The organism is Aquabacterium sp. J223, assembly GCF_024666615.1.
GTDB lineage: Bacteria > Pseudomonadota > Gammaproteobacteria > Burkholderiales > Burkholderiaceae_C > J223.
On sequence record NZ_CP088297.1, the window covers coordinates 1,163,836 to 1,189,591 of the forward strand.

Consider the following 25,756-nt stretch of genomic DNA (forward strand, 5'->3'; position numbering starts at 1 on the left):
CGGCCTTCCTCGCGTGTTCCGCTCGCTCATGTCCAAAGTTGCACTCATCACCGGCGTCACCGGCCAGGACGGCGCCTATCTGGCCGAACTGCTGCTGGCCAAGGGCTACGAGGTTCACGGCATCAAGCGGCGGGCCAGCCTGTTCAACACCGACCGCATCGACCACCTCTACCAGGACCCGCATGAGCCGAACCCCCGGTTCAAGCTGCACTACGGCGACCTGACCGATTCGACCAACCTGATCCGCGTCGTGCAGCAGGTGCAGCCGGACGAGGTCTACAACCTGGCGGCGCAGAGCCACGTCGCGGTGAGCTTCGAGGAGCCGGAGTACACCGCCAACGCCGACGGCATCGGCACGCTGCGGCTGCTGGAGGCGATCCGCATCCTCGGGCTGGAGAAGAAGACCCGCTTCTACCAGGCCAGCACGTCGGAGCTGTACGGCCTGGTGCAGGAGGTGCCGCAGAAGGAGACCACGCCCTTCTACCCGCGCAGCCCGTACGCCGTGGCCAAGCTCTACGCCTACTGGATCACGGTGAATTACCGCGAGGCCTACGGCCTGTACGCCTGCAACGGCGTGCTGTTCAACCACGAGAGCCCGCTGCGCGGCGAGACCTTCGTCACCCGCAAGATCACCCGCGCCATCGCCCGCATCGCGCTGGGCCTGCAGGACTGCCTGTACCTGGGCAACATGAGCGCGCTGCGCGACTGGGGCCACGCCAAGGACTACGTCGAGATGCAGTGGCTGATGCTGCAGCAGGACCAGCCCGAGGACTTCGTCATCGCCACCGGCGTGCAGTACAGCGTGCGGCAGTTCGTCGAGATGTCGGCCAAGGAGCTCGGCATCACGCTGGCCTTCAGCGGCGAGGGGGACCAGGAGATCGCGACGGTCGAGAAGGTGGAGGCCGTGGGCGGCGAGGTCAAGGCCAAGTGCAAGCCCGGCGACGTGGTCGTCCGCGTCGACCCGCGCTACTACCGGCCGACCGAGGTGGAGACGCTGCTGGGCGACCCGACCAAGGCCAAGCAGAAGCTGGGCTGGACACCGAAGACCACCTTGCAGGAGCTGGTGAAGGAAATGGTCGAGGCCGACTTCACCGCCGCCCGGCGCGACAGCCTGGTCAAGCTGGCGGGGTTCAAGGCCTACGACCACCACGAGTGAGGGTGTGACCGCCATGGACCGCCACGCCCGCATCTACGTCGCCGGCCACCGCGGCCTCGTCGGCTCGGCCATCGTCCGCCGGCTGCAGCGCGACGGCTATGAGAACCTGATCCTGCGCACCCACGCCGAGGTCGACCTGACCGACGAGCGCGCGGTGCGCCAGCTGTTCGAGCAGGAGAAGCCGGAGTACGTCTTCCTCGCCGCCGCGAAGGTGGGCGGCATCGTCGCCAACAACACCTACCCGGCCGAGTTCATCCGCGACAACCTGGCCATCCAGACCAACGTCATCCATGCGGCGTACCTGAACGGCGTCAAGCGGCTGCTGTTCCTCGGCTCCAGCTGCATCTACCCCAAGCACGCGCCGCAGCCGATGCGTGAGAAGGACCTGCTGACCGGCCCGCTCGAGCCCACCAACCGCCCCTACGCCATCGCCAAGATCGCCGGCATCGAGATGTGCTGGAGCTACAACCGGCAGTACGGCACGCAGTACCTGGCGGCCATGCCGACCAACCTGTACGGCCCGGGGGACAACTACCACCCGACCAACAGCCATGTCATCCCGGCGTTGATCCGGAAGTTTCACGAGGCGAAGATGCGGGGGGATGACACGGTGACGGTGTGGGGGACAGGGACGCCGCGGCGGGAGTTCTTGTATTCGGACGACATGGCGGATGCTTGCGTGTTCCTTATGAGCCTACCCGACGATCGGTTTGAGGCGCTGCTGGGCAGTGATGAAAGCGCGACCGGACGGTTCGAGCCGCCGCTGGTGAACATCGGGGTCGGGGAGGACGTCACCATCGTCGAACTGGCGATCCTCGTGGCCAAGGCAGTGGGCTTCAAAGGGCGCATTGGCTACGACACCAGCAAGCCGGACGGCACGCCCCGCAAACTGATGGATGTGGCTGTGCTGCACGGCGCTGGGTGGAAGGCGACCGTTGGGCTGACTGACGGACTGACCGCCGCCTACCGCGCCTTCAAGGGCTCGAGCCATGCCTGAGCCGCTTCTGGGCAGTCCCTCAGAGCCGCATCCTCATCGACGCGCTGCTCTAGCGCGACGCCATCCTGCACGCCTACGACCCGGTCCCCATAGCGAAGGCAACGCGCCATTGACCCCCAGCGACGGGGCGACCTACTCCGCCAGTGCCAACGAAGCCCTCAAAGGCGCCGACGCCCTGGTCATCGCACCGAGTGGAAGAAGTTCTGCGCCCAACCTTGTTGAAGGACCCGTCCGGCGGTCCGGCTATGCAAGTCGGGCCTCCGCCTCAGCCTTGGGTGGTGCGTGCAGGCCGAGGCTTGCATAGACCTCGAGCAGCGCATCGATCATCTTCTGCGGCGTGAAGTGGGTTTCATAGCGGCGGCGTGCGCCGGCGCCAAGGCGCCTCGCCAGCGCCGGGTCGTCCAGTAGGCGGCTCAGCGCCCCGGCCAAAGACGCCGCATTGCCGGGCTGGGCATTGAGCCCGGTCTCGCCGTCCTGGTTCACCCAGGGCACCCCGGAGCCCTCAATATGAGTCGCCACCACCGGGCGCCCGAAAGACATAGCCTCCAGCATCACCAGGCCAAAGGCTTCAGACCGAATCAGTGACGGTAGGCAGAAAACGTCGGCAGCTTCGTAGTACGCCGCCAGGTCGGCGTCGGCGATGCGGCCGAGCAGGTGGACACGGTGGCCGAGACCAGCCGCCGCGACGCGGGCGCGCAGCGGCGCCAGCAATTCGCCGCCGCCGCCGATGAGCACAACGGTGCTGTCGTCTAGCCGGCTAGCGGCGTCGATCAGCACGTCGAAGCCCTTGTAGTAGGTCATACGGCCGAGCGCGAAGACGATCCTTTTGCCGGCGTGTCGCGCGCGCAGCGCATCGGCGGCCGGTGCTTGGCGCTTCATGCCGTCCGCCGGGCAGGCGTCCCGCACGCATAGCGGAACGACGTGCACCTTATGCCGGTGTGGCTGGAGCCAGCTTGAGGAGGCGGCGTACGGGGGGGAGGTGGCGATGATGGCGTCGGCACGGCGCAGCAGCCACTCCTGCAGCGGCGCGTACAGCCGCAGCAGTCGCTGCTGCTTGACGATGTCGCTGTGCCAGTGCACCACTAGCCGCGCATCCGGGCGGGTCCACCACAGCGCCAGGTTGGCCATCGGGTTGGGCAGGTGCACGTGCACCACCTGCTGCCCCGCTTGGCGCTTGCGCAGCCAAGGGAGGAGCGATGGCGTCATGGAGGTCGAGGCAACTTGGCCCCAGGACGCCACTCGCGTGACCGGTATGGCGCCGGGTTCGCTCAACGTCCGTGCCACGAGGTTTGCGCACAGCACCTCAACCTGCCAGCGGCGTGCGGTCAATCCCTCGGCAATGTCGCGCACCGCGGTCTCGATGCCGCCATCGACGGGCGGATAGAACTTTGTCAGCTGGAGGCAGCGCAGGGGCGGTGGCGCCGGCCTCAGGGACGCTATCGGATGAATGGATCCGTTCATTGGCACGGGTCTTAGGCGGCGCGCCGCACCACGCCAAGCGATGCCAATTGCTGCAGCAGGCCGGTCGCAGCATTGTGCCAACTGAAAAGAGAGGCGCGTTCGCGTCCCGCCGCACGCAGGCTGTCCAGCCAGGTATCGTCGTGTAGCGCACGAGCCATTGCCTTGCGCATGGACGTCAGTGACAGCGGGTCAAAGTAGGCGGCGGCGGGACCACAGATTTCTGGGATGGAGGCAGCGCGTGCAGCCAACACCGGGCAGCCGCACAGCATGGCCTCGATGGGTGGCAGGCCGAAACCCTCGTAAACCGATGGGAAGACGAAAGCGCGTGCGTGGATGTACAACGCTTTCAGTTCGGCGTCCGTGAGGCGGCCGGCACGCACGATGCGCGCATCGTGACAACCCTTTTCCTCGCGGTCATTGAACACCGCCGAATTGCTGCCACCTACCACCACGAGGCGAGTGTCCGCCTGCGGCAGGCCGGCGAATGCCTCCACCAAGCGGGCAAAGTTCTTTGTCGGATTGGCGCTACCCACGGCGATGAAGTAGCGGCCAGGCGTGACGTCCAGACGGGGCAGCACCCCGTAGTCCGCCTGATGCGCGAGCATGTGATCAGCGGCGCCGTGCACGACGCCGACCTTTCCGGGGTCGACGCGCAGATGATGGCAAATGCGGGCCTTGGAGAAATCGGACACCGTGAGTAGGCGGTGGCTCAGCCGGCCCTGCACCGTGAACAACAGTCGGTACCAACATGTAAAGGCGCGGTTGTAGGCCTGAGGCATGTCAAACACAGCTGTGTCGTGGAAGGTGCAAATCTGTCCACGCTTGAACAGGGGTGCGCTACCCGCCAGATTCAACAGCCGATCGCCGCGGGTTGCACGCGGCAACCGCCATTGCTCCCAAAGGTGGAGATGACCAGCGGCAATCTCGCGCACCTCCAAGCGCGTGAAGGCCGCCGTCGCGTGCAGGTGCGTAGTGGGCGCCAGCAGCACTAGGGGCTCGTTGGTCACCCATTGACCTTCTTGCAACAGTGAGTCGACCGTCAGCAAGACGTGGAGGGCATATCGTTGCACGCCGGTGATCGGCTGGGCCAAGAACTTTCCGTTGATGTACATCAGGTTCGGTGCCGAACTCTGCGCAACGCGCCGATCAGAAGCAGGATGCGGTACAGCATCCACGAGATAAATGCCGTGTAAAGAATGCTGGCCACGTAGTTGCTGTGCACTCCTTCGTTGAACAGGCCCATCGGAAACGTCAGCAGGCTCAGACCCCATACGGCGGGCACCAAGCGTTCGCTGTCGAGCAAACGTTCGAACTGCCGGGCCACGAAGCCCAACGCTAGACCATTCAGGAGGACGCCGGCTATGCCGAAGTTGAGCAGCCCTTCAACGACCAGCGAGGGAAAGATGTTTACGCCTGCTTCAAACTCGCCCGGGTGGGTGTGCGAGGTGACCAGTGCGGCTGTCAGCAAAGGCTTGGTCTCCCACACGGTGCGCGGAATGGAGTGCGTGAGCGACCATACGTAGGAGCCGCCGTCCAGCGCCGGAAGTGCGCGGCTTTGCATCAGATCGATGGCCATCTCCATCTCCGGCAGCATGTCCAGCCGCGACAGGAACAAGTCGCTGACGAGCGCAGGTTCATCAACGAGCACGCGAGCCGCTTCGACATATGCCCCTGCCGATCCGACCTCGACGTTGCGCGCGTAGCCAAAGAGCACCACCACGACCACCAAGGGCAGGCACACGACACCGAGCAGCTTCAAAGACAGCGGGCGGCGGTAACGGTGGATCAGAAAAGCCAGCGTCAGCACCAATATGATGATGGACAGTCGACTGGTGTTGAGGATGGCCTCCACGAGGTAGAGCAGCAACGCCATACCCGCCGCAGATCGGGCGCGACGGTGGCGCACCCACTCCCGCAGCAGCGCGAAGCAGATGACGTTGGCTGCGAAGGGAATCTTGTACAGGTAGCCAGCACCGGCGTTTTGGGTGGCCGCGGCCACCTCCAACGCATCTCCTCCCCCGCTTCGGGCCATCAGCGAAATGCCCAGCAGTTTGAACATGCCAAACACGACGAGCAGGGCCCATTCTCCGCCGCGCGGTATGGCGACATCCCAAGTCGGGGTGTTGGCCGACCGACGTCCATCTCTCAAAGCCGTATCAGTGAGGCTGTAGCCAACGCCATAGCACAGCAGAAAAACAGCGGTCAGCCATAGAACGGTGACGAGGCTGGGCGTTACCTCGTCCTTCACCCATAAGCTCAATCCCTTCAGAACGAAGTAGAAGAGCACGGTGACAGCTAGCCAGAAGCCTGGAGAGAACAGGAACAGATTGGCGTCGCGGTAAGTGGCGCGGACGAAGCACAGTGCTGCGAGTACCCCCAGCAACGCCGAGGCAAAGCGGCTGGCCAGAGGCAGCGACATCGCGGCGTCGAGCAGTTGAACGCCCAGCGCGCCGAGAAGCATTGCCCCGGAGAGCGCCAGCGCGCCGACCGAGAACGACGATCTCAACCGACGGACCGACGGTGCAGCCGAAAGTGGCGAGCTCATGTCCGGCTTTCCAGCGCCGTATGGGCCGCAGGCGCCGGAATGAGCAGGGAGGTGGCACAGGCTGCGACCTCAGCCGGCTCGATGCCGCGCAGGCAGTCCATCGTGGCGCAGCCTTGATTGCGATAGCACGGAGCGCATGGCACCTGGTTGACGAGCACGCGGGCCCTTGTCGATGGCGGCTGCCAGAGGAAGCGGTTGGTCATCCCGTGGCCGGTGACAACCACAGGCGCATCCACTGCCGCGGCAATGTGGGCAGCCACTGAATCGCTGCACACAACCAGTTCCGCTTTCGCCAGCACCTCGACGAAAGCCGCCCAAGGCAAGCGGTCGCACAGGTCGAGCGCCTGCGGTAAACCAGCGTGCAATCGCGCCACCTTTTCCCGTTCTCGAGGGCCGGCGCCGGTCAGGACCAAGCGACGCCCTTGCGCTTGGAACTGCCGACCCAGCGTCAACCATGACGACTCAGGCCAATCCTTGCGTGGCGAGCCTGAGCCGGCGTGTAGCACAACAAAGGGCCCCTCGCCGACGAGTGACGCCACGTCGATGAGGTGGCGCGGCAGCACCGGCCGGGCCGGAAGGCGGTCCGCCGCGCCGATCCCAGGAATTTCGCGCAGCAAGGTCAGGTGGTGTTCAAGCATTGAGCGCCGACTGCCCTGCATTTGAACGTCGAGCGCCTGCGTCAACAGCGGTCCCAGCCCGGCACTGGTGTAGCCGATGCGCCGAGGGATGCCGGCTTGCCACAGCAGCGCGATCGAGTTGGGCAGGTAGAAGTAGAGGTCGATGGCGACGTCGTAGCGGACGGCTCGGATTTCGCGCAGCGCTTGTCGTCGCGTCCTCCACCAGCAGGCGAGCTTGACCCTGCGCGTGTGCGGTGCCCGGCTTATGCGCCAGTGGTCAACCCGGTGCACCCAGTCGAGCAGCGGATGCTTTTCGACCACGGGGGAACCCCAGCTGCCGACCAGCATGCCGATCTGTACCCCGGGGAGTGCGTCCTTCAGCAACGGCAGGACGGCGGTGGCCAGCACGACATCACCGAGGTGTGCCCCATTGGCGACGAGCACCCGCCGGACAGGTGTACCAGCCGTTGGCGGCCACAAACGGCGCCAGATGCCGACGAATAGCGCCAACGTGGCGTCCACCGCATACAGCAGCACGTTGGCTAGCCGGTTCCGCGCGAAGTAGCGCCCTCGCTGCGGCGGCAGCGGTCGCTGGTCGGCGCGTGGCGGCGGCATACTTTTGGGCTCTGTCAAGATCCGCACCGTTTCAGCGCCGGTCGTCGACCAGGAAGCCGTGATTTTCGAAACGGCCGAGATGGGCAAACAGCTTGACCATCTGGGCATAGCGCTTGAACCCGAGGGCACGAGCTACCCAGCGCAGGCAACTCCCCGCCAAGCGCAGCTTCTGCGACAGGTTGCCTACTGTGGCCTTGGAATAGTTGGCGCTGGCTGCTGCGCTGCGGTCCAACAGCCCACCGGCTCGGAGTGCGCAGTAGAAGTTGCCCGACGCCGAGAATGGCTGCGAAACCGGTGTATTCCGAACAAAGCTGCGGTACAGACGGCGGTGCGGTTTGGACACCGGAGTGCCATCGTCGAAGGCGCCATGGCCATAGGGCAAACCGATGAAGCGGTCGTATCCATTGCGCTTTACCGCCTGTCGATAGTCTTCCGCAAAAGCGTCGAGCTCAGCACTGCCGTAGGCCTGTTGCGCTTGAGCGTCGACCAGCTTGTTGAGCGTTTTTCCTTTGAAGTTGAAGCCGGAGAAATGGAAGAAGATCAGTGGATCCGGCCCAGCGAAATAACTATCGCCTTGAAGTGTCAGCGGGCGCTCTACGAGGTTCCAATGCGCCACGTTGGCCCCACGGTGTCTTACCACGTGCAAGTCATCGATGAAGTACACCGGCGCATAGTCCATCCACTTCTGATCGGTGTGGAGTCCATCGGTGTGGTCGGCGTAGCAGTACTCGCGCAAACGCGCATCCCACCATTGCAGCACCTTGGGTGTCGTCTCGGTGCGCCGCAATGCACAAAACCCGAGGTTGAAAATTCCTTCCCACAGGTGGTGGTACTCGGGGTAAGGGTTGTCGTCAGCCACGCGACAGTCGAGCAAGTGCGGCGCGAGGAAGAGGGTCTTGCTTGGAGCGGCGTTAACGATTGGATCAAGTCGACCGTACAAACGAGTGTCTGGGTCCAGGTAGAACACCATGTCGGTATTCGGATCCTCGTCGAAAAGGTAAGAGAATGCAGTCGGTTTAAATGACGTGCAGAACTCGGTCACGTCGTATTTGAAGGCCAGATCCATGAAGACCGATGGTGGCAGCACTGCGCGCGCATCGAGCAAGCGGTGACCGTTGGGCAGTTGAACGTCCTCGACACCATCAAGTCCATCGGCAATGAAGATGGTGAAGACGATCTCCGAATGATGCTGCGCCACCGACTGTCCCAAGGTTAAGGCCAGGCTCAGGTAATTGCGGGCGGTAATGGTGAAGATTTGGGTCATGGTAAGGCTGGCGCGTCGCCGTTGGCGGGTCGGTTCAGCGTTCGAACGGTGCGGGCCGGACTGCCCGCGACGATGGTGTAAGGCGCCACGTCTCGGGTAACGACCGCGTTAGCGCCGACAATCGCGTGACGCCCTATGCGAACGCCCTGGAGTACACAGGCGCCCTCGCCTATCCACACCCCATCCTCGATCACCACGGGGCCTTTGGAGTGCACTCTCCGTCGCGACGGGGGCAGGTCAATGTCCGAGTAAACAGGGTCCCCGTGGCCGTGGTCCGCGATGTAAACTCGGCTGGCTAAAAGCACGTCGTTGCCGATGGACACCTCGTTGACGCAGCCGATGTGGCAGTCGTAGTTGATGCTGACGCGATCACCGATCGTAAGGCGTGGCTTGAAGTGCTTGTCGAGGTGGCGGTCGAAGGCTTCGATGCGAAGACCTGGGAAGGCCTCGAAGCAGGCGCCAATGCGCATGTACCGTCCGCCTAAGATCTTGCGCGGTTCGCGGATATCCGAACCTGGCCCGCATTGCGCGAACTGGGCTGCATGCCAGCGCGAAAGCAGGATGGCCATCGACCGGTGAAGTCGACCAAATACGCTGGTGGTCAATCGAACAAAAGACGACATGTATAGGTGGTCAGGAGGTTAGGCAAACACCGAACGCTTCAGTAGCTTGCGCTTGAACCTCATGAGCCGTTGCAGGACGGGAAGTGGGAGTAGTGCGACCGGCAGCAGGAACACCCAAGCCAGCGGCTCACGCCAGGTGTACCGCAGTAGCGACAATAACTCCGGGGCAACCAGCGCCCGTGGCCTGCCTTCCAGACTGCGCACCATGAGCACCATTGGTGGTAACGCGCGGCGGATGATCTGCAGCTTGATTCGACGCATGGCGGCGGGATCCAGACCGATCGCGGGTGCGTCGTGCGTGAGTAGCTTCAATAGGCTATGCCCAAACGCATGGAAGACCCTGAAGCTGCCGGTGTACTCGGCTCGAGCGGCCAGCCATTGGGTCGCCGTCACCGAGCTCGGCCGAGGCCGCTCGCGGGCCAATAGGCGGAACAGCACATGGGTGAGATAGATGTCCGAACCGATGAAGGCCTCGGCATTAGGCACGTTCAGCCACGCCTGCCTTTCGACGAAGAACGAGGAGATAAAGGTCGACCATACGCCAATGGTGGTCAGCAACTCATTCGGATCGTCGGTGTACAGCGGCGCCTGCAGGGGTACCAGAGGGGGCAACGTTGCCGCCGGGTCGTAGCGGCCGGTGAACGAGCCTCCGTTGACGAAGCAAAACAGCAGGCTTGGTGTGTCGTCCACCATCTTCAACAGGTGGCCCAACGCGCCTGGCAGCAGCAGGTCATCGTCCGACATAAGCAGCAGATAGCGACCGGTCGCCAGTCGCGACACCGCGTGAATATTGCCGTCAATGCCTTGGTTGGTCGGATTTCGCCGGAATCGGATCGCCTTACCCGTTCGGTCCGCAAAAGACGTCACCACTGCAGACGTCGCGTCGGTGGACGCGTTGTCGGAGATGACTACCTCGATCCGCGGATCCATGAACTCGGGGTGACGGCCCAGGCGCTCCAGCGTGTCTTGCAACCGCTGCGCGCGGTTGTACGTTGGGATGGCTACCGAAATGACCGGCGGGGTATCGGTAAGGAGAGGTGGGATCACGGTAGGGATATTTGAGGTTTTGTCTGCTGGTAGAAGCGCAAAGGTAGGACCCATGCTGCCGTCAGCAGGAAGGAGCCGCACAATCCGAGCATGACTCCTAAAGCGCCCAGCCGCTGGCCCAGCACCCACTGCCCGAAGATGCTAAAGACGGCTTGGAACGGGATGTAGGCGTTCAAAAGGCGCGTCCGCTTTGCGCTCATGTGGGCAACGGCGAACGTGTCGCACCACACCCTCAGTACCACGTAGCCAACCCATGCCAGAAGCAAGCTGTCTCGCACTTGTACTTCGGCGCTACCGGTGATCAGTTCGAATACTGGCTGCTTGAACACCAGCAGCAGACCGGAGGGCAGCAGGACCAGCAGACCGCCTAGCATCAACAGTTGTCTCACACGGCGCCGCAGCAGGGCCCGGTCGCCGGTGAAGTGAGCGTCTGATAGCGGCGTCCAGGCGGTGGTCAGCACCACGGCGTGAACGGACAATAGCACCGCGAAGACCTTGCCTGCGAGGCTGTACTCCACCACTTCGACGGCAGGAAGGATGCGGGCCATGATCACGTAGTCCACCGACAGCGTCGCCGCAGCTAGGGCCGCAAGCAGCAGGAAGGGCAGGCTGCGGCGCAAAAGGCTTCGCAATAGTGCAACGTCCATGTGCAAGCGGGTGGTGGACTTCGCGGCCGCGATGCTGAGCAAGAAAGACAATGCCGCAGGAAGGACGAAGCTGATCGCCGCCCCTTCGAAGCTCATGCCGCCCGTGCGGTGCAGTAGCCACAGCACAGCGCTGGCGCCCAGCGCCTGTACACCCGGCACCACGTTGGGCAACCAAGCCCTATGGAGGCCGAACAGCACCTGGTTGGCCACCATGCTCATCGCGTTTATGCACAGCCCGCAGCACAGGAGGGCGACGCCCGTCAACGAGACGCTGGCATGGGCGCTCAGCAAGGTGTGGTGCAGGGCTGCCCCCAGAGGCCAGCTCAATACCGTGCCGACAAGCGCAGCCCATAACGCTGCGTTAAGCACCGTCTCGCGCAGGGGTTGCACGTCCTGCCCAACCGCCCGAAGTTCTGCGATTTCGTTCTGTGCTGTACTAGGCACGCCCACGTTGAGCAGGTTCCACCAAGGCCCCAGCGAGACGACGATCGCGTAAGCCGCGTACTCCGGTACCTGCAGCGACGACAACAGCAGTCGGGTGTTAAGCAGGCCGCAGCCAACTACCACGAAGCGCGCCAGCCAGCCGGCGAGTATCGTTAGAAAAGGTGTCATGCCGAGACCGGCTCAGGAGGTGGTTGATGTAACCCACTCCAGCATGCGGCCAACGCCTTCGGCCGCCGACACCTGTGGTCGCCACCCGGTCAGTGCGGACATTCGGCTGATATCGGCCACAAACACCCGCTGGTCGCTTTCCCGCGGCGGCAAGCGGCGGTAGTAAAGCGGTTGGCCGATGCGCTGCTCCAGCAGGTTGAACAGTTCCAGAAGGGAGAGGCTGTTCGCCATCCCGCCGCCGATGTTGAAGGCGGCTCCGGCCAGATCGTCGACGCGGCCCAGCGAAGAGAAGTACAACGCGATCATGTCCTGGGCATGAAGGACGTCTCGCACCTGCTTGCCGCTGCCAGAGATGGTGAACGGCTCAGACCTCGCGCCCGCCCGCGTCTGTGCGGCCATCTGGCAGAACCAGCCGATCCAGCCCTGATCGGCGGTCGCATATTGCCGGCCTCCATACATCGAGCTGTGGCGGAAGACCACCGTCTTGAGACCGAAGATGCGGTGGTAGTCGCGTAGGTACTGGTCGGCAGCGCCCTTCGAGCAGCCGTACGGCGAATGAAAGTCGAGCGGCGTCTCCTCGTCGAAGCCGTCGGGGCGGTCCCGGCACACCCAGCGCGTCTCTGTCTCCTCGTAGCGGTACTGCTCCAGATCGCCGTACACCTTGTTGGTGGACGAGTAGAAGACGGCCGCCTCCGGCGCGTGTTCCCGCACCGCCTCCAGCAGGTTCAAGGTGCCCAACGCGTTGACCTCGAAGTCCATCCGAGGGTCCGCGATGGAGGTGGTCATGGCCACCTGTCCGGCCAGGTGGAACACCGCGTCCGGACGGAAGCGTTGGACGGTGCGCGCCACGTCGTTCGCGTTCCGCACGTCGCCGTGCACGTACTCGAAGCCGCCTATTGCCTTGAGCCACTGCAGGTTGAGCTGGGAGCCGTGTCGGTAGAGGCTGTCGAACACGCACAGCTCGATGCCTTGGGCCAGTGCGTGTGCCGCCAGGTTGCTGCCGAGAAAGCCGCAGCCACCGGTGATGAGGAGTTTCATGGTCGTGTGTGGCGTGAGTCGAGCCCCAGGGTGCGCTTCAGGCCATCCTCTAGGGTCCAGCGAGGTTTCCATCCGAGGCGGTGCATCGACGTGAGGTCGGCCTGGCAGCACATCGGTTCGTTCGCGCGGTACGGCACGGCACCGAACCGCAGGTCGGTGCGCGAACCGCACAGCCGGTGCACCGTCTCCACGAACTCGCGGACCGTCGGGGCCGTGCCGCAGCCGACCGGAACGTCGGCGGTCGGCCCGAACGAGCCGGCCCGGTCGAGCAGGGTGGCGTAGGCCTGTACCACATCGTCGATGTAGATGAAGTCACGGCGCTGCTCGCCCGCCGTCAGCGGCAGCGCGGGTGCGTGCGTGCGGCAGGCTTCGATCACCTTGCTGGTGAACTTGCTCTCGTCGTCGCCGGGCCCGTACATGTGTTCGAGTTGGACATTGATGAAGCGCAGCCTGTCCGGAGCCGTGCTCGCCTGCTGGCGGCCCCAGTCGGTGAAGTGGTGCTTGCTGAGGGCGTACGGTCCGACGGTGGGGGGCAGCGCGGTCCCCGTGTTGAGGAACAGGCGTGGACCGCCCGAGGGCGGCAGCGCCAGGGTCGCCTGCAGCAACGCGAGCCCCAGGCGCACATTTGCATCTTGCAACTGCAGCAGCCCCTCTCCCTGCCGGCCATAGGAACAGGCGGTGTGGACGATGGCGTCGGGCTGCAACCGGGACACGAACGCGGCGACGCCTTCGTCGTCGGACGGCCGTTCGATGTCGAACCCACGGCCACCGAGCCGCGTCACGTCCGACGACCGGCGCAGCAGCAGGGCTACGTCGTCGCCCCGGTCGTGCAGCGCGCAGGCCAATGCGCTGCCGAGGAAGCCGCTGCCGCCCGTCAGAAGGATCTTCACGGCCTGCCTCAGAAGCCGATCCCGAAAAACGCTTCAAGCTTGTCCGCGATGTAGTCCAGTTGCGGCTCGCCCAGCGCCGGAAACGTGCCCAGCCAGAAGGTGTGGTTCATCACGACGTCGGTGTTGGTCAACTCGCCGCTGACGCGGTAGTTGCGCCCCGCCATGTACGGCTGCTTGGTCAGGTTGCCGGCAAACAGCAGACGGGTGCCGATCCTGTGCTCTTCGAGGTAGTTGATCAGGTCGGCACGCTTGACGCCGCTGCTCTCCTTGACCACCAGCGGAAAGCCGAACCATGACGGCTCGGACCTGGGCGTGGCTTCGGGCAGGTGCAGGAACTCGGCGCAGCTCTGCAGGCGGTTCTTCAGGTACGCGAAGTTCGCGCGTCGCTTGGCGATGAACTCGTCCACGCGGTCCATCTGCGCCAGCGCACAGGCGGCCTGCATGTCGCTGATCTTCAGGTTGTAGCCGAGGTGGCTGTAGGTGTACTTGTGGTCGTAGCCATCGGGCAGGTTGCCACCCAGTTCCTTCTTGGTCCAGCAGAAGCGCTGGTTGCAGGTGTTGTCCTTGCCGGGGGGCAGTAGCAGTCGCGGCCCCAGTCGCGAAAGGACTCGGCGATGAGCTTCAGTTCGGCATTGTTGGTGAAGACGGCACCGCCTTCGCCCATGGTAATGTGGTGGGCGGGGTAGAAGCTCAGCGTGCCGATGTCGCCGAAGGTGCCGACCATCTGGCCGTCGTAGGTGGCGCCCAGCGCATCGCAGCAGTCCTCCACCAGCCACAGGCCGTGCTTGCGGCACAGCGCGGTCACCACCTCCAGGTTGAACGGGTTGCCCAGGCTGTGGGCCAGCATGATGGCCTTGGTCTTGGGCGAGATCGCCGCCTCGATCTGGCTGGCGTCGATGTTGTGCGTGGCGAGGTCGACGTCGACGAACACCGGCACCGCACCGAACTGCAGGATGGGGTTGACGGTGGTCGGGAAGCCGGCCGCCACACCGATCACCTCGTCGCCCTGCCGGATGGCGCGGTCGCCCAGCTTGGGGCTGGTCAGCGTGGAGAACGCGACGAGGTTGGCCGACGAGCCGGAGTTCACCGTGATCAGGTGCCTCACGCCGATGAACTGGGCCAACCGCTGCTCGAACATCGCGTTGAAGCGGCCGGTGGTCAGCCAGCCGTCCAGCGAGGCGTCGACCATCATTTTCAGCTCGCCCGCGCCGATCACCTTGCCGGACACCGGCACCGCGCTCTCGCCGGGCACGAACGGCTTGGGCGCGTAAGCGATGTCGGCGTACTGTTGGACCAGTTCGCCGATCTGGCGGCGAAGGCTGTCCAGTTGCGGCTGGAAGGAAACGGTGGTGGTGCTCATGTGCCGGATTGGTACCGAGTGATTTGATTCAGGCAGAGGGAACGCACGTCCTGGCCGTCCAGCCAGGCCTGGTGCCAGTCGGTGATGCGCTTCAGGGCCGTCTCCAGCGACCAGCGCGGCGCCCACTGCAGCCGTTGTCGCGCCTTGGAAATGTCGAGCTTGAGGAAGGTCGCCTCGTGCGGGTGGTCGCCCGGCTGCAGGGTCCATGTGGCGCCGTCACCCCAACTGTCGCAGAGGTGCTCGACGATCCACTGCACCGGCCGCGCATCCTCGTCCCGCGGGCCGAAGTTCCAGCCCTCGGCCGCGTCCTGACCCTGCCCGAACAGGCGCTGGGCCAGCACCAGGTAGCCGGACAGCGGTTCCAGCACGTGTTGCCATGGGCGGATGGCGTGCGGGTTGCGGATCTGCACGGGCAGGCGCTTCTCCAGCGCACGGAGCACGTCCGGCACCAGTCGGTCGGCCGCCCAGTCGCCCCCGCCGATGACGTTGCCCGCCCGGGCCGTGGCCAGCGCGATGCCGGCCGGCGCCAGGAACGACTTGCGGTAGGCCGCGCTCACCAGTTCCGCACAGCCCTTGCTGTTGGAGTAGGGGTCGTGGCCGCCCATCGGCTCATCTTCACGGTAGCCCCAGACCCACTCTCGGTTGTCGTAGCACTTGTCGGTGGTGACGTTGACCACCGCCCGCACGCTGCCGGCTCGCCGCACCGCTTCCAGCAGGTGCACGGTGCCCATGACGTTGGTGGCGTAGGTCGTGACGGGTTCCTGGTAGGACAGCCTGACGAGGGGCTGAGCGGCCATGTGGAGGACGATGTCGGGGCGGAAGGCCGCCATGGAGGCCGTCAAGGCCTCCGCGTCGCGGATGTCACCAATGTGCGAGGTCATGCCCTCGGCCACCCTGGCCTGCTCGAAAAGACTGGGTGAGGTGGGTGGCGCCAGCGCGAAGCCCTGCAGCTCGGCGCCCAGGCTCTGCAGCCACAGCGACAGCCAGCTGCCCTTGAAGCCCGTGTGGCCGGTGAGGAAGACCCGCTTGCCTTGCCAGAAGGCGGGGTCCACCTGAGCGATGGACGTGTCGACGTTCGCCACGCTCACTCCCATGTTTTCCAGGGCGCCTGCCCCGCGGCCCACAGCTCTTCCAACAGGTGCTTGTCACGCAGGGTGTCCATCGGCTGCCAGAAGCCGTCGTGCTCCCACGCCATCAACTCGCCGTCCGCTGCCAGCCTCATCAGGGGGTCCTGCTCCCACACCGTGCCATCGTCCTCGATGTAGGACAGCACCCGGGGTGACAGCACGAAGAAGCCGCCGTTGATGCGGGCCCCGTCGCCCTTCGGCTTTTCCTTGAAGCTGTGCACGCGGCCATCGTGGATGTCCAGCGCCCCGAACCGGCCCGGTGGGAACGTGGCGGTCAGGGTGGCGGCCTTGCCGTGCTGGCGGTGAAAGGCGATCGAGGCACCGATGTCGATGTCCCCCACGCCATCGCCATAGGTGAAGCAGAAGGCCTCGTCGTCCTTCACATAGCGGGCTACCCGCAGCAGGCGGCCACCGGTCATCGAGTCGTCGCCGGTGTCGACCAGCGTCACGTTCCACGGCTCGGCCCGCTTGTGATGCACTTCCATGCGGTTGCTGCGCATGTCGAAGGTGACGTCGGACATGTGCAGGAAGTAGTTGGCGAAGTACTCCTTGATGACGTAGCCCTTGTAGCCGCAGCAGATCACGAAGTCGTTCACGCCATGGTGGGCGTACATCTTCAGGATGTGCCACAGGATGGGCTTGCCGCCGATCTCCACCATCGGCTTCGGGCGCACGCTGGTCTCTTCGCTCAGCCGGGTGCCCAGGCCACCGGCCAGAATCACTGCTTTCATGTCGTTCTCTCCGGATGGCGCTCAGGCGGGGGCCGAGCAGACGAAGGCGTCGGACAGGAACTGTCCGGGCGGCAGGCCGGCGGCCGTCAGCCGTTCGCGCGCGCCGTGGATCATCGCGTCGGAGCCGCAGGCGTAGACCCAGGTCGTGGTCCAGTCGCGCGGCGGGCCGTCCACCAGCACCTGCTGCACGTGGCCGCGGGCACCGTCCCACGAAGCGTCCGCCCGCGACAGCACGGGAATGAAGCGATGGTCCGGCAGGTCCGGTGACGGCGCCCAGTACAAGTCCTCAGCGCGACGCCCGCCCCACAGGACCGTCACGGAACGAGGCCGGGTCGTGGCATCACTGGGGCGCTGCAGTCCTTCCATGATTGCCTTCACCGGCGCGATGCCGGTGCCGGTGGCGAGGAACACCAGGTCCCGTTCGCCGGCCGAGCGCAGGAAGAAGGTGCCCAGCGGACCGCGCAGGCGCAGCAGGTCGTCCACCTTGGCCTGCTCGAACCAGTACCGGCTCATCTCGCCACCGGGCACCTCACGCACGTGCAACTCCAGCCGGCGGTCCTCCCTCGGGGCGTTGGCCAGCGAATAGCTCCGGCGCAGGCCACCGGGCCCGATGACGTCGACGTACTGCCCCGGGTGGTAGCGCAGCGTGGATGCAGGCGGCAGGCGCAGCACCACCTGCAGCACGTCCGGCGCGAGGCGGGCCAGGCCATCGATGCGGCACGGCAGGGTCTGCGCCGGGTGCAGCGTCACGCCGGTGAGGTCCTCGATTTCCAATCGAAGGTCGGCGGTGGCGGTGCGCACGCAGGTCAAGATGGCGCCCGTCTCGCGTTCGGCCTGGGAGAGGCCCAACTCGTCCGTCAAGGCCATGGTCGCGGCGACGTCCGCGAGGCGGCCCTTGCAGGTGCTGCAGCGTCCGGTGCGGCAGCTGTAGGGGAAGGCCAGGCCGTGGCGCAGGGCCGCGTCCAGCAGCGTCTCGCCGTCGCGGCTCTCGAAACGCCTGCCGAGGTGGGTGGTGATGACCGGCATCGCGGCTCAGGCCTGCGGACCCTGTTGGCCCAGTTCCTCGCGCAGCCGGGCGATGGTGTGCGACAGCGTTTCGAACTCGGCTTCCTTGCGCTTCAGGAAGGCGTGGGTCAAGCGCAGCTTCTCGCGCAGCCCACTCGGCGTCAGGACGTAGGCATAGGCCCATTTGCGGTCGCTGCGGCGGAAGTTGTTCGCCTTGACCAGCCCGCGGTCGAGCAGGGCGTGCAGCACGTAGTGGGTCTTGCCCAGGCTCAGCCCAAGCGCCTGCGCCAGTTCGCGCTGCGACATCTCCGGACGGTCCGCCAGCAGGCGCAGCGCTTCCAGGCGCGCGCCGTCGAGACCGCTCAAGTCCGCGCCACCCGGGCGCGGACCATCGTGTGCCGTGAGGGAGGCGTGTTCACGCATTGAACAGATTCTACGGCCCGATGGGCGAGGGACAAAGATCGGGTCGGGCCTCAGGCAGCCGCGGGAGGCGTCCGGCGTGCGCCTCGCCAGGCGTGCCGGACCATCAGGCCCATGCCCAGCAGCACCAGGGCCACCAACGCGGCGCCGGCGGCGATCAACACCCGCTTGGGCGCGCTGCGGCGCTCCGGGGCGACGGCCGGGTCGACGACCTGGATCAAGGCACCCTCCCGGCTTTCGTCGACGCGGGCCAGCTCGTACTGCCGCGCGAACAGCTCGAACAGCGTCTCCTGGTACTTGAACTCGCGGTAGCGGCTGACGTAGTCGCTGTCGCCGCCCTCGTTGGCCGGGCGTTCGGCACGGGCCAGCTGGCTGCGCAACGCGGACAGCGTCGAGATGGCCTGCACCACCTCCGGCGCGTCGTTGTTCAGGTTGCTGCGCAGCGTCTGCACCCGCACCTCGGCGGCGGTGACCTGGGCCTGAAGCCTCGCGTAGTTCTCGGCCGCCGCGCGGGGCTCGGACTTGAGGGCGCCTTGTGAGAGGCCGCTGCGCTCCATCGCCTGCTGCGCGGTGGTCAGCTGGTCCCGCGTCCGCTTGAGCAGGCCTTCGAAGAACACACGACGCTGCTGGGCCTCGGTCACCGCCAGCGTGTTGGTGAACCGGCGCAGTTCCTCGACGTAGGCGTTGGCCATGTCGGCGGCGCGTTGCGGTTCGCGGTCGTCCACCTCGACGGTGATCAGCCCGTCCTTCTTGCCGAGGGTGAACTTGGCGCGCTTGTCGAGCGCCTTGCGCGCGTCCTCGCGGTACTTGGACTCGTAGACGTCCATCAGCTTGAACTGGTCGATCAGCCGGTTGCTCACCGACGCGCTTTGCAGCAGCGCGATGTACTGATCGCCCGGTGTCTTGACACCCGCACCGCCGCCCAGTCCGGCCAAGGCGCCCAGCGACCCGAGCGACGACAACGCCCCGGCCAGACCGCTTTGCTGCTGCTGCGGCGGCATCAGCGTCGTCTTGGCGGTGTAGGTGGGTGGGATGAGGAAGGCCACGCCGTAGGCCAGCAGCCCGGCCAGCAGGGGAAGGAAGACGAGCTTCTTCCAGTGCGGCCGGATGGCGTCGACCAGTTCGGGCAGCGTCAGGCCGTCGTCGTCGTCCTCCACGTAGGACGGCTGGCCGGGGGTCTGGTGGGGTTCCACGCGGGCGTTCACGATCGGGCCCTCTCGGCCGGCGCCATCATCATCAGTTGTTCCGAATCGTCTGCAACGCCGCCGCGCCCAGGCCGAACTGGTAGAGGATGGCCGTCCAGTCGCGCGCGTTCTGCACGAAGGTGGACTTGTTCAGCTGCTCGGGCACGAAGACGGTGTCGCCGGGTTCGGCGGTCAGTCCTTCGACGCCGCCGCCGATGCCGAACCAGCCGCCGCTGCGCTGGCGGCTGCTGACGACGGCGCCGTTGGCGCGCAGCACGAAGGTGCTGTTGGCGTCGGCGCCACGGGTGGGGCCGCCGGCCTGGTTGAGGTAGTCGCCCAGCGACGCGTTGCGCGCGAACAGGAAGCTGCCGGCGTTGTAGACGCTGCCGAAGACGCCGATGGACGTGGGGGCGGGTGGCACGTACAGCCGGTCCCCTTCCTCCAGCGGCAGGTCGGGCAGGTCCCTGGAGGTGGGTTGCAGCTGCAGGACCACCCGGCCGGACGGCCGCACCGCGCGCAGCCGCTGGATGAGCTGGCTGGTCGCGGCCAGCCGGCCGGTCAGCGCCGCCGCCTCGTCGGCACTGGTCGAGCGCTGGGTGGTGGTGTTGCGCGTGATCTCGGTTTCCAGATCGCGCAGCGCGCGCTCGTAGTTGGCCTGCTGCGCCAGCCGCACGCTCTCGCGGTTGAACTCCGTGCCGAAGACGTAGGCCGCCGACGTCAGGCCACCGGCGCGGCGCACCGCGTCGGCGATGGTGCTGCCCGCGGGCAGGATGTACTCGCCGGGGCGCATCACCTCGCCTTCGACCCGCACCCGTTTGTTCTGTCTCAGCACCGGCAGCGCCACCTGCACCGCGCTGAAGGCGCGCAGCACGTCGCCGCCAGCCGGCGCCTGGGCGATGTCGGCAGGCAGGTTGAGCTGGTCGATGCGCTGGTCTTCGCGGCGGTCCAGCCGCTCGATGGTCAGCCGGCTGCGGTCCGCCACCGCGGTGAAGCCGCCGGCCATGCGCAGCACGTCGGCCACCGTTTCGCCGGGCTTCAATTCGAAGATCGCCGGCCGGTTCACGCTGCCGATCAGGCCCACCTCCGGCCCTACCGGGTTGATGTGGATCACGTCCTCGGCCTGCAGCACGCGGTCGGCGGCCTTGTCGCCCTTCAGCAGCAGGTCGTACAGGTCCAGCCGCGACACCAGCTGGCCGTTGCGGCGCAGCTCGATGTCGCGGAAGCTGCCGGCCGCGGACGGACCGCCGGCGCGCATCAGGCCGTTGACCACCGTGCTCAGGCTGGACACGGTGTAGGAGCCGGGCCGCGCGGTGAAGCCGGTGACGTAGATGCGGATGCTGCGCAGCTGCCCCAGGCCGACGCTGACCTGGAAGTTGCGGAACACCTGGCCCACGCGCTGCGTGATGACGTCGCGCAGGTCGGCGTAACGCACCCCCGCGACCATGATGGCGCCCACGCGCGGGATGCTGATGCGGCCGCCGCGGTCCACCGTCAGCCGCAGGTCGGCGTCCACCGAACCCCACAGCGTGACGACCACCTCGTCGCCCGGGCTGATCAGGTAGTCCGACGGCACCTGCGCGGTGGTGTCGGTGGCGCGGCTGAGCGGCGAGCCGCTCATCAGGTCGGCGCCCAGGCGGCGCACCAGCAGGCTGGAGGCGTCGCGGAAGTCGGCGTCGCTGGGGCGCCCGCCGCGGTCCCACCGCTCGGTGTTCTGCGTCGTCGTGGTGGTGGTGCCGTCGCGGTTGACCGTGGCCACGTTGCGCTGCTGCTGCTCACGATCCCGGTCGCGATCCCGGCTGCGTTCGCGCTCCTCGGCCTCACGCGGGTCCTCGATCGACGCCGCGAGCCGGTTGACGAAGCGCTCGAATTCGCCCGGCACGTAGCGCGGCATGGGCGAGCGCAACAGGTCCTCGGTGGCCGCGTCGACGTCGTTGCGGGTGCCCCCGGCGGTGCCAGTGGTCTGCGCGTCGCGGCGCAACCGCACGGGGCCCTGTGCATCGGTGCCGCTGCCATCGGCGCCGGCGATGCCCAGGTAGTTGCCGACCAGCGGGTTGGTGGTCTGCGCGCCGGCCAGCAGCGGCAGGCCGAGGGCCAGCGCAGCCGCCAGTGCACGGGCCGCCGGCACCGGCTGCAACAGGAAGCGGAAGCGGCCGAAGCGCCGAGGCATCAGGGTCATCGAAGGGGCGAAGAGAGGGCGGAGCGCCGTCAGCGGACAGGCAGGCGACACAGGCCACGCCGGGCGCGAGGCGGCCGGATTCTAGCGATGGCGGTCCCGCGCTTCGGCGTGACGATGGCGCTGCTCGCTCCACCACTTGCATGAGGCGGCCCGCTGGTGGCGGCCATTACACTCGCGCCCCATGCTGACCAGCCTGTTCCTCGGCTTTGCAGTGTCGGCGGTGTTGACCCTGATCGTGATCCGCTCCGCGCATCGGCATGCGCGGTTCTCGGCGGACACCTCCTCGGGGCCCCAGAAGTTCCATGCACGCAGCGTGCCCCGCATCGGCGGCATCGGCATCGTCTGTGGTCTGCTGGCCTGCGCCGTTCTCGCGTTGCACGAATCACCCGACCTGGCCCTGCCGGGTTGGATGCTGCTCGCCTGCGCGGTGCCGGCCTTCGGCGCCGGCCTGGTGGAAGACCTGACCAAGCGGGTCAGCCCGCGGCGGCGCCTCGCGGCCACGGCTTTGTCGGCGGGTCTGGCCGTGTGGCTGCTGGGCAGTGTCATCGACCGCACCGCCATCCCGGGGCTGGACTGGGTGGTGTCCTTCGGCCTCGGCGCCGCGCTGGTCACCATGTTCACGGTCGCCGGTGTGGCCAACGCGGTCAACATCGTCGACGGCTTCAACGGCCTGGCCTCGATGTGCGTGGCGCTGATGCTGACCGCGCTGGCCTACGTGGCCATCCAGGTGGGCGACCGCTTCATCGCGCTGTGGGCCATCGCCGCGGTCGGGGCGGTGATCGGCTTCTTCATCTGGAACTTCCCCGGCGGCCTGATCTTCCTGGGCGACGGCGGTGCCTACTTCCTCGGCTTCTGGTTCGCCGAACTGGCCATCCTGCTGCTGCACCGCAACCCGCAGGTCTCGCCGATGTTCCCGCTGCTGATCTGCATCTACCCGGTGTTCGAGACCGTGTTCACCATGTACCGGCGCAAGGTGCTGCAGAACATGTCGCCGGGGCTGCCCGACGGCATCCACCTGCATTCGCTCATCTACCGCCGCGTGATGCGCTGGGCGGTGGGCAACCGCAGCGCCAAGGAACTGACCCGGCGCAACTCGCTGACCTCGCCCTACCTGTGGGCGCTGTGCCTGTTCTCGCTGGTGCCGGCGGTGCTGTTCTGGGACAACACCGGCGTGCTCGCCGGCTTCATCGTGCTGTTCGGCGTCACCTACAGCTCGCTGTACTGGCGCATCGTGCGCTTCAAGTCGCCGCGCTGGCTGGTGGTGCGGCGGCGCTGAGCGGCCCGCCGGGCCCCCTTGCGCCCCTGCTGTCAGGCCGGTCGGCATGGCCGACGATAATGACCGGGTGATCACCGACACCCCAACCCTGCCGGCGGACGAGAGCGCCGTCGCCCCGGCTGCGCGCTTCGACACCCTGCCGCTCGACCCCAAGCTGCTGCGTGCCGTGGCCGACCAGGGCTACCTCACCATGACGCCGATCCAGGCCAAGGCGATCCCGATCGTGCTGGCCGGCCGCGACGTCATGGGCGCGGCGCAGACCGGCACCGGCAAGACGGCCGCCTTCTCCATCCCGCTGCTGCAGAAGATGCTGCGCCATGAGACGAGCAGCGTCTCGCCCGCCCGCCACCCGGTGCGCGCGCTGGTGCTGGCCCCCACCCGCGAGCTGGCCGACCAAGTGGCGGCCAACGTCAAGGCCTACGCCAAGCACACCCACCTGCGCTCGACCGTGGTCTTCGGCGGCATCGACATGAAGCCGCAGACGGCCGAGCTGAAGAAGGGTGTCGAGGTGCTGATCGCCACGCCGGGCCGGCTGCTCGACCACATCGAGGCCAAGAACGCGGTGCTCAACCAGGTCGAGTACGTGGTGCTCGACGAGGCCGACCGCATGCTCGACATCGGCTTCCTGCCCGACCTGCAGCGCATCCTCAGCTACCTGCCCAAGCAGCGGCAGACGCTGCTGTTCTCGGCCACCTTCTCGCCGGAGATCCGCAAGCTGGCCAACAGCTACCTGCAGGACCCGGTGCTGGTGGAGGTGGCCCGCCCCAACGCCACCGCCACCAACGTCGAGCAGCACTTCTACAGCGTGGCCGACGACGACAAGCGCGCGGCCATCCGGCAGATCCTGCGCGACCGCTCCATCGGCCAGGCCATCGTCTTCGTCAACTCCAAGCTGGGCGCGGCCCGGCTGGCGCGCTCCTTCGAGCACGACGGCCTGAAGACCGCCGCCCTGCACGGCGACAAGAGCCAGGACGAGCGGCTGAAGTCGCTGGACGCCTTCAAGCGCGGCGAGGTCGACCTGCTGGTGGCCACCGACGTCGCCGCCCGCGGGCTCGACATCGCCGACCTGCCCGCCGTCTTCAACTTCGACGTGCCCTTCAACGCCGAGGACTACGTTCACCGCATCGGCCGCACCGGCCGTGCCGGCGCTTCGGGCATCGCCATCACGCTGGTCGACCGCGACGACACCCGGCTGGTCGGCGACATCGAACGCCTGATCAAGAAGAAGATCGAGCTGGAGCCGTTCGAGGTCGAGGACGACCGCCCGCGCCGCCCGCCGCGCCGCGACGTGGCGCCGGCGCGCGACGATGCGCGCGCCGGGACCGGCGAACGCACCTTCGAGCGGCCGCCCCGTCGGCCCGCCGCCCCGCCGGCCGACCCGTTCTTCTCGCGGCCCTACGAGCCCAGTCCCACCGCCGCGGTGAAGGCCGACGCGGGTCCCGCCGCCACCCCGGCGCCGCCCGCGCCGCGCAGCCTGCCCGGCATCCGGCCGAAGCGGCAGGTGGCGTCGCTGCTCGGCGGCGGCAGCAAGAAGCCGGCGGCCTGAGGCCGCACCGGCTCAGGCCAGCAGCGCGAACACCGCCGGCACCCGCTCCGGCAGCGCCGCCGGTCGGGTCCGCCAGCCGTCGACCGTGTCGGTGCGGGTCCAGCCGCCGGGCAACGTCAGCCCCACGCTCACCGACAGACGGGTGCGGCCGTCCAGGGCCTGCAGCGCGGCCTGCAGCAGGGCGGCGTTGCGGTAGGGCGTCTCGATGAAGAGCTGGGTCTGGCGATGCTGGCGCGAGGCGGCCTGCAGCTCGCGCAGGCGCTGCAGGCGCGCGTCCGGCGCCTGCGGCAGGTAGCCGACGAAGGCGAAGCTCTGGCCGTTCAGGCCGCTGGCGCACAGCGCCAGCATCAGCGAGCTCGGTCCGCTCATCGCCTGCACCACGATGCCGCGGCGATGCGCCTCGGCCACCAGGTCGGCGCCGGGGTCGGCCACCGCGGGCAGCCCGGCTTCGCTGAGCAGGCCGACGTCGTGCCCCGCCAGCGCCGGCGCCAGCAGGGGGCCGAGGTCCGCGGCCGCAGCGGCGGCCGGTGGTCCCTTCGGCGGCCGGGGCAGCTCGCGGATGTCCAGCGCCTGCAGCGGCAGCGCCAGCGGGTGCCGCGCCGCGATGCGGTTGAGCAGCGCCCGCGCGCTCTTGGCGTTCTCCACCACCCAGTGCGTCAGGCCGGCCGCGAGGCGCAGCACGCCGTCGGGCAGCACCTCGTCCAGCGGCTGCGGCGCGCCGCCCAGGTCCAGCGTGTTGGGCACCAGCAGCAGCCGGCCCTGCGCGGTGGACGTCATGCCGGCCGACCGGCCAGCGGGTCGAGCCCGGCCTCGCGCAGCAGCGCGGCGGTGCGGATCAGCGGCAGGCCGACCAGCGCCGTCGGGTCGTCCGACTCGATGGCCTCGAGCAGCGCGATGCCGAGGCCCTCGCTCTTGGCGCTGCCGGCGCAGTCGTAGGGCTGCTCCAGCCGCAGGTAGTGCTCGATCTCGGCCGCCGACAGCCGGCGGAACTGCACCCGCACCGGCGCCAGCAGCGTGCGCTCGAAGCCGGTCGCGGGGCGCGTCACCGTCACCGCCGTCTGGAAGACGACCGTGCGGCCGCTCATGCGCTGCAACTGCGCGGTCGCGCGCGCGTGATCGCCCGGTTTGCCGATCGGCTCGCCGTCCAGGTCGGCCACCTGGTCGGAGCCGATCACCACCGCCTCGGGCCGCCGCTGGGCCACCGCCTGCGCTTTGGCGGCGGCCAGGCGCAGCGCCAGGGCGGCGGGCGTCTCGCCGGGTCGTGGGGATTCGTCGACCTCGGGGGCCACGGTGTCGAAGGGCAGGTGCAGCCGCTGCAGCAGCTCGCGCCGGTAGCGCGAAGTGGAGCCGAGCACCAGGGGCGATGAGCGGGTCATGGGCCGATTGTCCGCCGCCATCCGACCTGGGTCCGGCCGGGCC

General features: G+C 67.1%; 22 protein-coding genes and 1 pseudogene. 4 read left to right on the plus strand and 19 right to left on the minus strand.

The window, feature by feature from the left end; genetic code table 11:
- The first annotated feature begins 28 nt into the window (after positions 1 to 28).
- Positions 29 to 1,156 (plus strand): GDP-mannose 4,6-dehydratase, encoded by a 1,128-nt coding sequence (gmd, locus tag LRS07_RS05650; protein ID WP_260501001.1) that lies wholly within the window; start codon positions 29 to 31, stop codon positions 1,154 to 1,156.
- A gap of 13 nt (positions 1,157 to 1,169) precedes the next feature.
- Positions 1,170 to 2,153, plus strand: coding sequence for a GDP-L-fucose synthase family protein (locus LRS07_RS05655; protein WP_260501002.1), 984 nt, complete (start codon positions 1,170 to 1,172; stop codon positions 2,151 to 2,153).
- 243 nt (positions 2,154 to 2,396) lie between these two features.
- Here LRS07_RS05655 and LRS07_RS05660 read toward each other — a convergent pair whose 3' ends face one another.
- The 17 genes and pseudogenes from LRS07_RS05660 to LRS07_RS05740 all read right to left on the minus strand — a co-directional run bounded on the left by LRS07_RS05660 (position 2,397) and on the right by LRS07_RS05740 (position 21,515).
- Positions 2,397 to 3,614, minus strand: coding sequence for a glycosyltransferase (locus LRS07_RS05660; RefSeq protein WP_260501003.1), 1,218 nt, complete (start codon positions 3,612 to 3,614; stop codon positions 2,397 to 2,399).
- 11 nt (positions 3,615 to 3,625) lie between these two features.
- On the minus strand, positions 3,626 to 4,726 hold the full coding sequence (locus tag LRS07_RS05665) for a glycosyltransferase family 4 protein (RefSeq protein WP_260501004.1): 1,101 nt from the start codon (positions 4,724 to 4,726) through the stop codon (positions 3,626 to 3,628).
- A complete protein-coding gene (locus LRS07_RS05670) occupies positions 4,726 to 6,159 on the minus strand; it encodes an O-antigen polymerase (protein ID WP_260501005.1) in 1,434 nt (477 codons plus the stop codon). Before LRS07_RS05670 ends, LRS07_RS05665 begins: the two co-directional genes overlap by 1 nt.
- A complete protein-coding gene (locus LRS07_RS05675; RefSeq protein WP_260501006.1) occupies positions 6,156 to 7,391 on the minus strand; it encodes a glycosyltransferase family 9 protein in 1,236 nt (411 codons plus the stop codon). The genes LRS07_RS05670 and LRS07_RS05675 overlap by 4 nt, the downstream gene beginning before the upstream one ends.
- Before the next feature lie 31 nt (positions 7,392 to 7,422).
- Positions 7,423 to 8,655 (minus strand): hypothetical protein, encoded by a 1,233-nt coding sequence (locus LRS07_RS05680; RefSeq protein ID WP_260501007.1) that lies wholly within the window; start codon positions 8,653 to 8,655, stop codon positions 7,423 to 7,425.
- Positions 8,652 to 9,224, minus strand: coding sequence for an acyltransferase (locus tag LRS07_RS05685; protein WP_260501008.1), 573 nt, complete (start codon positions 9,222 to 9,224; stop codon positions 8,652 to 8,654). Before LRS07_RS05685 ends, LRS07_RS05680 begins: the two co-directional genes overlap by 4 nt.
- A gap of 72 nt (positions 9,225 to 9,296) precedes the next feature.
- A complete protein-coding gene (locus LRS07_RS05690; RefSeq protein WP_260501009.1) occupies positions 9,297 to 10,379 on the minus strand; it encodes a glycosyltransferase family 2 protein in 1,083 nt (360 codons plus the stop codon).
- Positions 10,322 to 11,500 carry an MATE family efflux transporter gene (locus LRS07_RS05695; RefSeq protein ID WP_260501010.1) on the minus strand — a complete coding sequence of 393 codons (1,179 nt, stop codon included), beginning with the start codon at positions 11,498 to 11,500 and terminating at the stop codon, positions 10,322 to 10,324. The genes LRS07_RS05690 and LRS07_RS05695 overlap by 58 nt, the downstream gene beginning before the upstream one ends.
- Before the next feature lie 96 nt (positions 11,501 to 11,596).
- On the minus strand, positions 11,597 to 12,622 hold the full coding sequence (locus LRS07_RS05700; RefSeq protein WP_260501011.1) for a GDP-mannose 4,6-dehydratase: 1,026 nt from the start codon (positions 12,620 to 12,622) through the stop codon (positions 11,597 to 11,599).
- Positions 12,619 to 13,512, minus strand: a complete 894-nt coding sequence (locus LRS07_RS05705; protein ID WP_260501012.1) for an NAD-dependent epimerase/dehydratase family protein — start codon at positions 13,510 to 13,512, stop codon at positions 12,619 to 12,621. The genes LRS07_RS05700 and LRS07_RS05705 overlap by 4 nt, the downstream gene beginning before the upstream one ends.
- An 8-nt stretch (positions 13,513 to 13,520) precedes the next feature.
- A pseudogene (rfbH, locus tag LRS07_RS05710) lies at positions 13,521 to 14,872 on the minus strand (lipopolysaccharide biosynthesis protein RfbH).
- The gene (gene rfbG, locus LRS07_RS05715) at positions 14,869 to 15,966 is read right to left on the minus strand and encodes a CDP-glucose 4,6-dehydratase (protein ID WP_260501013.1); all 1,098 of its coding nucleotides are present in this window, start codon (positions 15,964 to 15,966) and stop codon (positions 14,869 to 14,871) included. The pseudogene rfbH and the gene rfbG overlap by 4 nt, the downstream one beginning before the upstream one ends.
- On the minus strand, positions 15,957 to 16,730 hold the full coding sequence (gene rfbF / locus LRS07_RS05720) for a glucose-1-phosphate cytidylyltransferase (RefSeq protein WP_260501014.1): 774 nt from the start codon (positions 16,728 to 16,730) through the stop codon (positions 15,957 to 15,959). The genes rfbG and rfbF overlap by 10 nt, the downstream gene beginning before the upstream one ends.
- Positions 16,731 to 16,751: 21 nt before the next feature.
- On the minus strand, positions 16,752 to 17,756 hold the full coding sequence (locus tag LRS07_RS05725) for an FAD-binding oxidoreductase (protein WP_260501015.1): 1,005 nt from the start codon (positions 17,754 to 17,756) through the stop codon (positions 16,752 to 16,754).
- A gap of 6 nt (positions 17,757 to 17,762) precedes the next feature.
- On the minus strand, positions 17,763 to 18,101 hold the full coding sequence (locus tag LRS07_RS05730; RefSeq protein ID WP_260501016.1) for a MarR family EPS-associated transcriptional regulator: 339 nt from the start codon (positions 18,099 to 18,101) through the stop codon (positions 17,763 to 17,765).
- A gap of 107 nt (positions 18,102 to 18,208) precedes the next feature.
- Entirely contained in the window at positions 18,209 to 19,360 is a 1,152-nt protein-coding gene (locus LRS07_RS05735) for a Wzz/FepE/Etk N-terminal domain-containing protein (protein ID WP_260501017.1), read from the minus strand.
- 31 nt (positions 19,361 to 19,391) lie between these two features.
- Positions 19,392 to 21,515: an SLBB domain-containing protein gene (locus LRS07_RS05740; RefSeq protein WP_260501018.1), complete on the minus strand. Its 2,124-nt coding sequence runs from the start codon at positions 21,513 to 21,515 to the stop codon at positions 19,392 to 19,394.
- Positions 21,516 to 21,699: 184 nt separating this feature from the next.
- On the opposite strand from LRS07_RS05740, the gene LRS07_RS05745 reads away from it, so the two are divergent.
- Both LRS07_RS05745 and LRS07_RS05750 read left to right on the plus strand, forming a co-directional pair.
- Positions 21,700 to 22,791: an MraY family glycosyltransferase gene (locus LRS07_RS05745; protein WP_260502049.1), complete on the plus strand. Its 1,092-nt coding sequence runs from the start codon at positions 21,700 to 21,702 to the stop codon at positions 22,789 to 22,791.
- A 46-nt stretch (positions 22,792 to 22,837) separates the two neighbouring features.
- A complete protein-coding gene (locus LRS07_RS05750; protein ID WP_260501019.1) occupies positions 22,838 to 24,337 on the plus strand; it encodes a DEAD/DEAH box helicase in 1,500 nt (499 codons plus the stop codon).
- A 12-nt stretch (positions 24,338 to 24,349) separates the two neighbouring features.
- Here the strand turns inward: LRS07_RS05750 and LRS07_RS05755 are convergent, their stop codons facing one another.
- Together LRS07_RS05755 and LRS07_RS05760 are read right to left on the minus strand one after the other, a co-directional pair.
- Complete coding sequence (locus tag LRS07_RS05755; RefSeq protein WP_260501020.1) at positions 24,350 to 25,114, minus strand: SAM-dependent methyltransferase; 765 nt, start codon at positions 25,112 to 25,114, stop codon at positions 24,350 to 24,352.
- Positions 25,111 to 25,713 (minus strand): Maf family nucleotide pyrophosphatase, encoded by a 603-nt coding sequence (locus LRS07_RS05760; RefSeq protein ID WP_260501021.1) that lies wholly within the window; start codon positions 25,711 to 25,713, stop codon positions 25,111 to 25,113. The genes LRS07_RS05755 and LRS07_RS05760 overlap by 4 nt, the downstream gene beginning before the upstream one ends.
- Positions 25,714 to 25,756 lie beyond the last annotated feature (43 nt).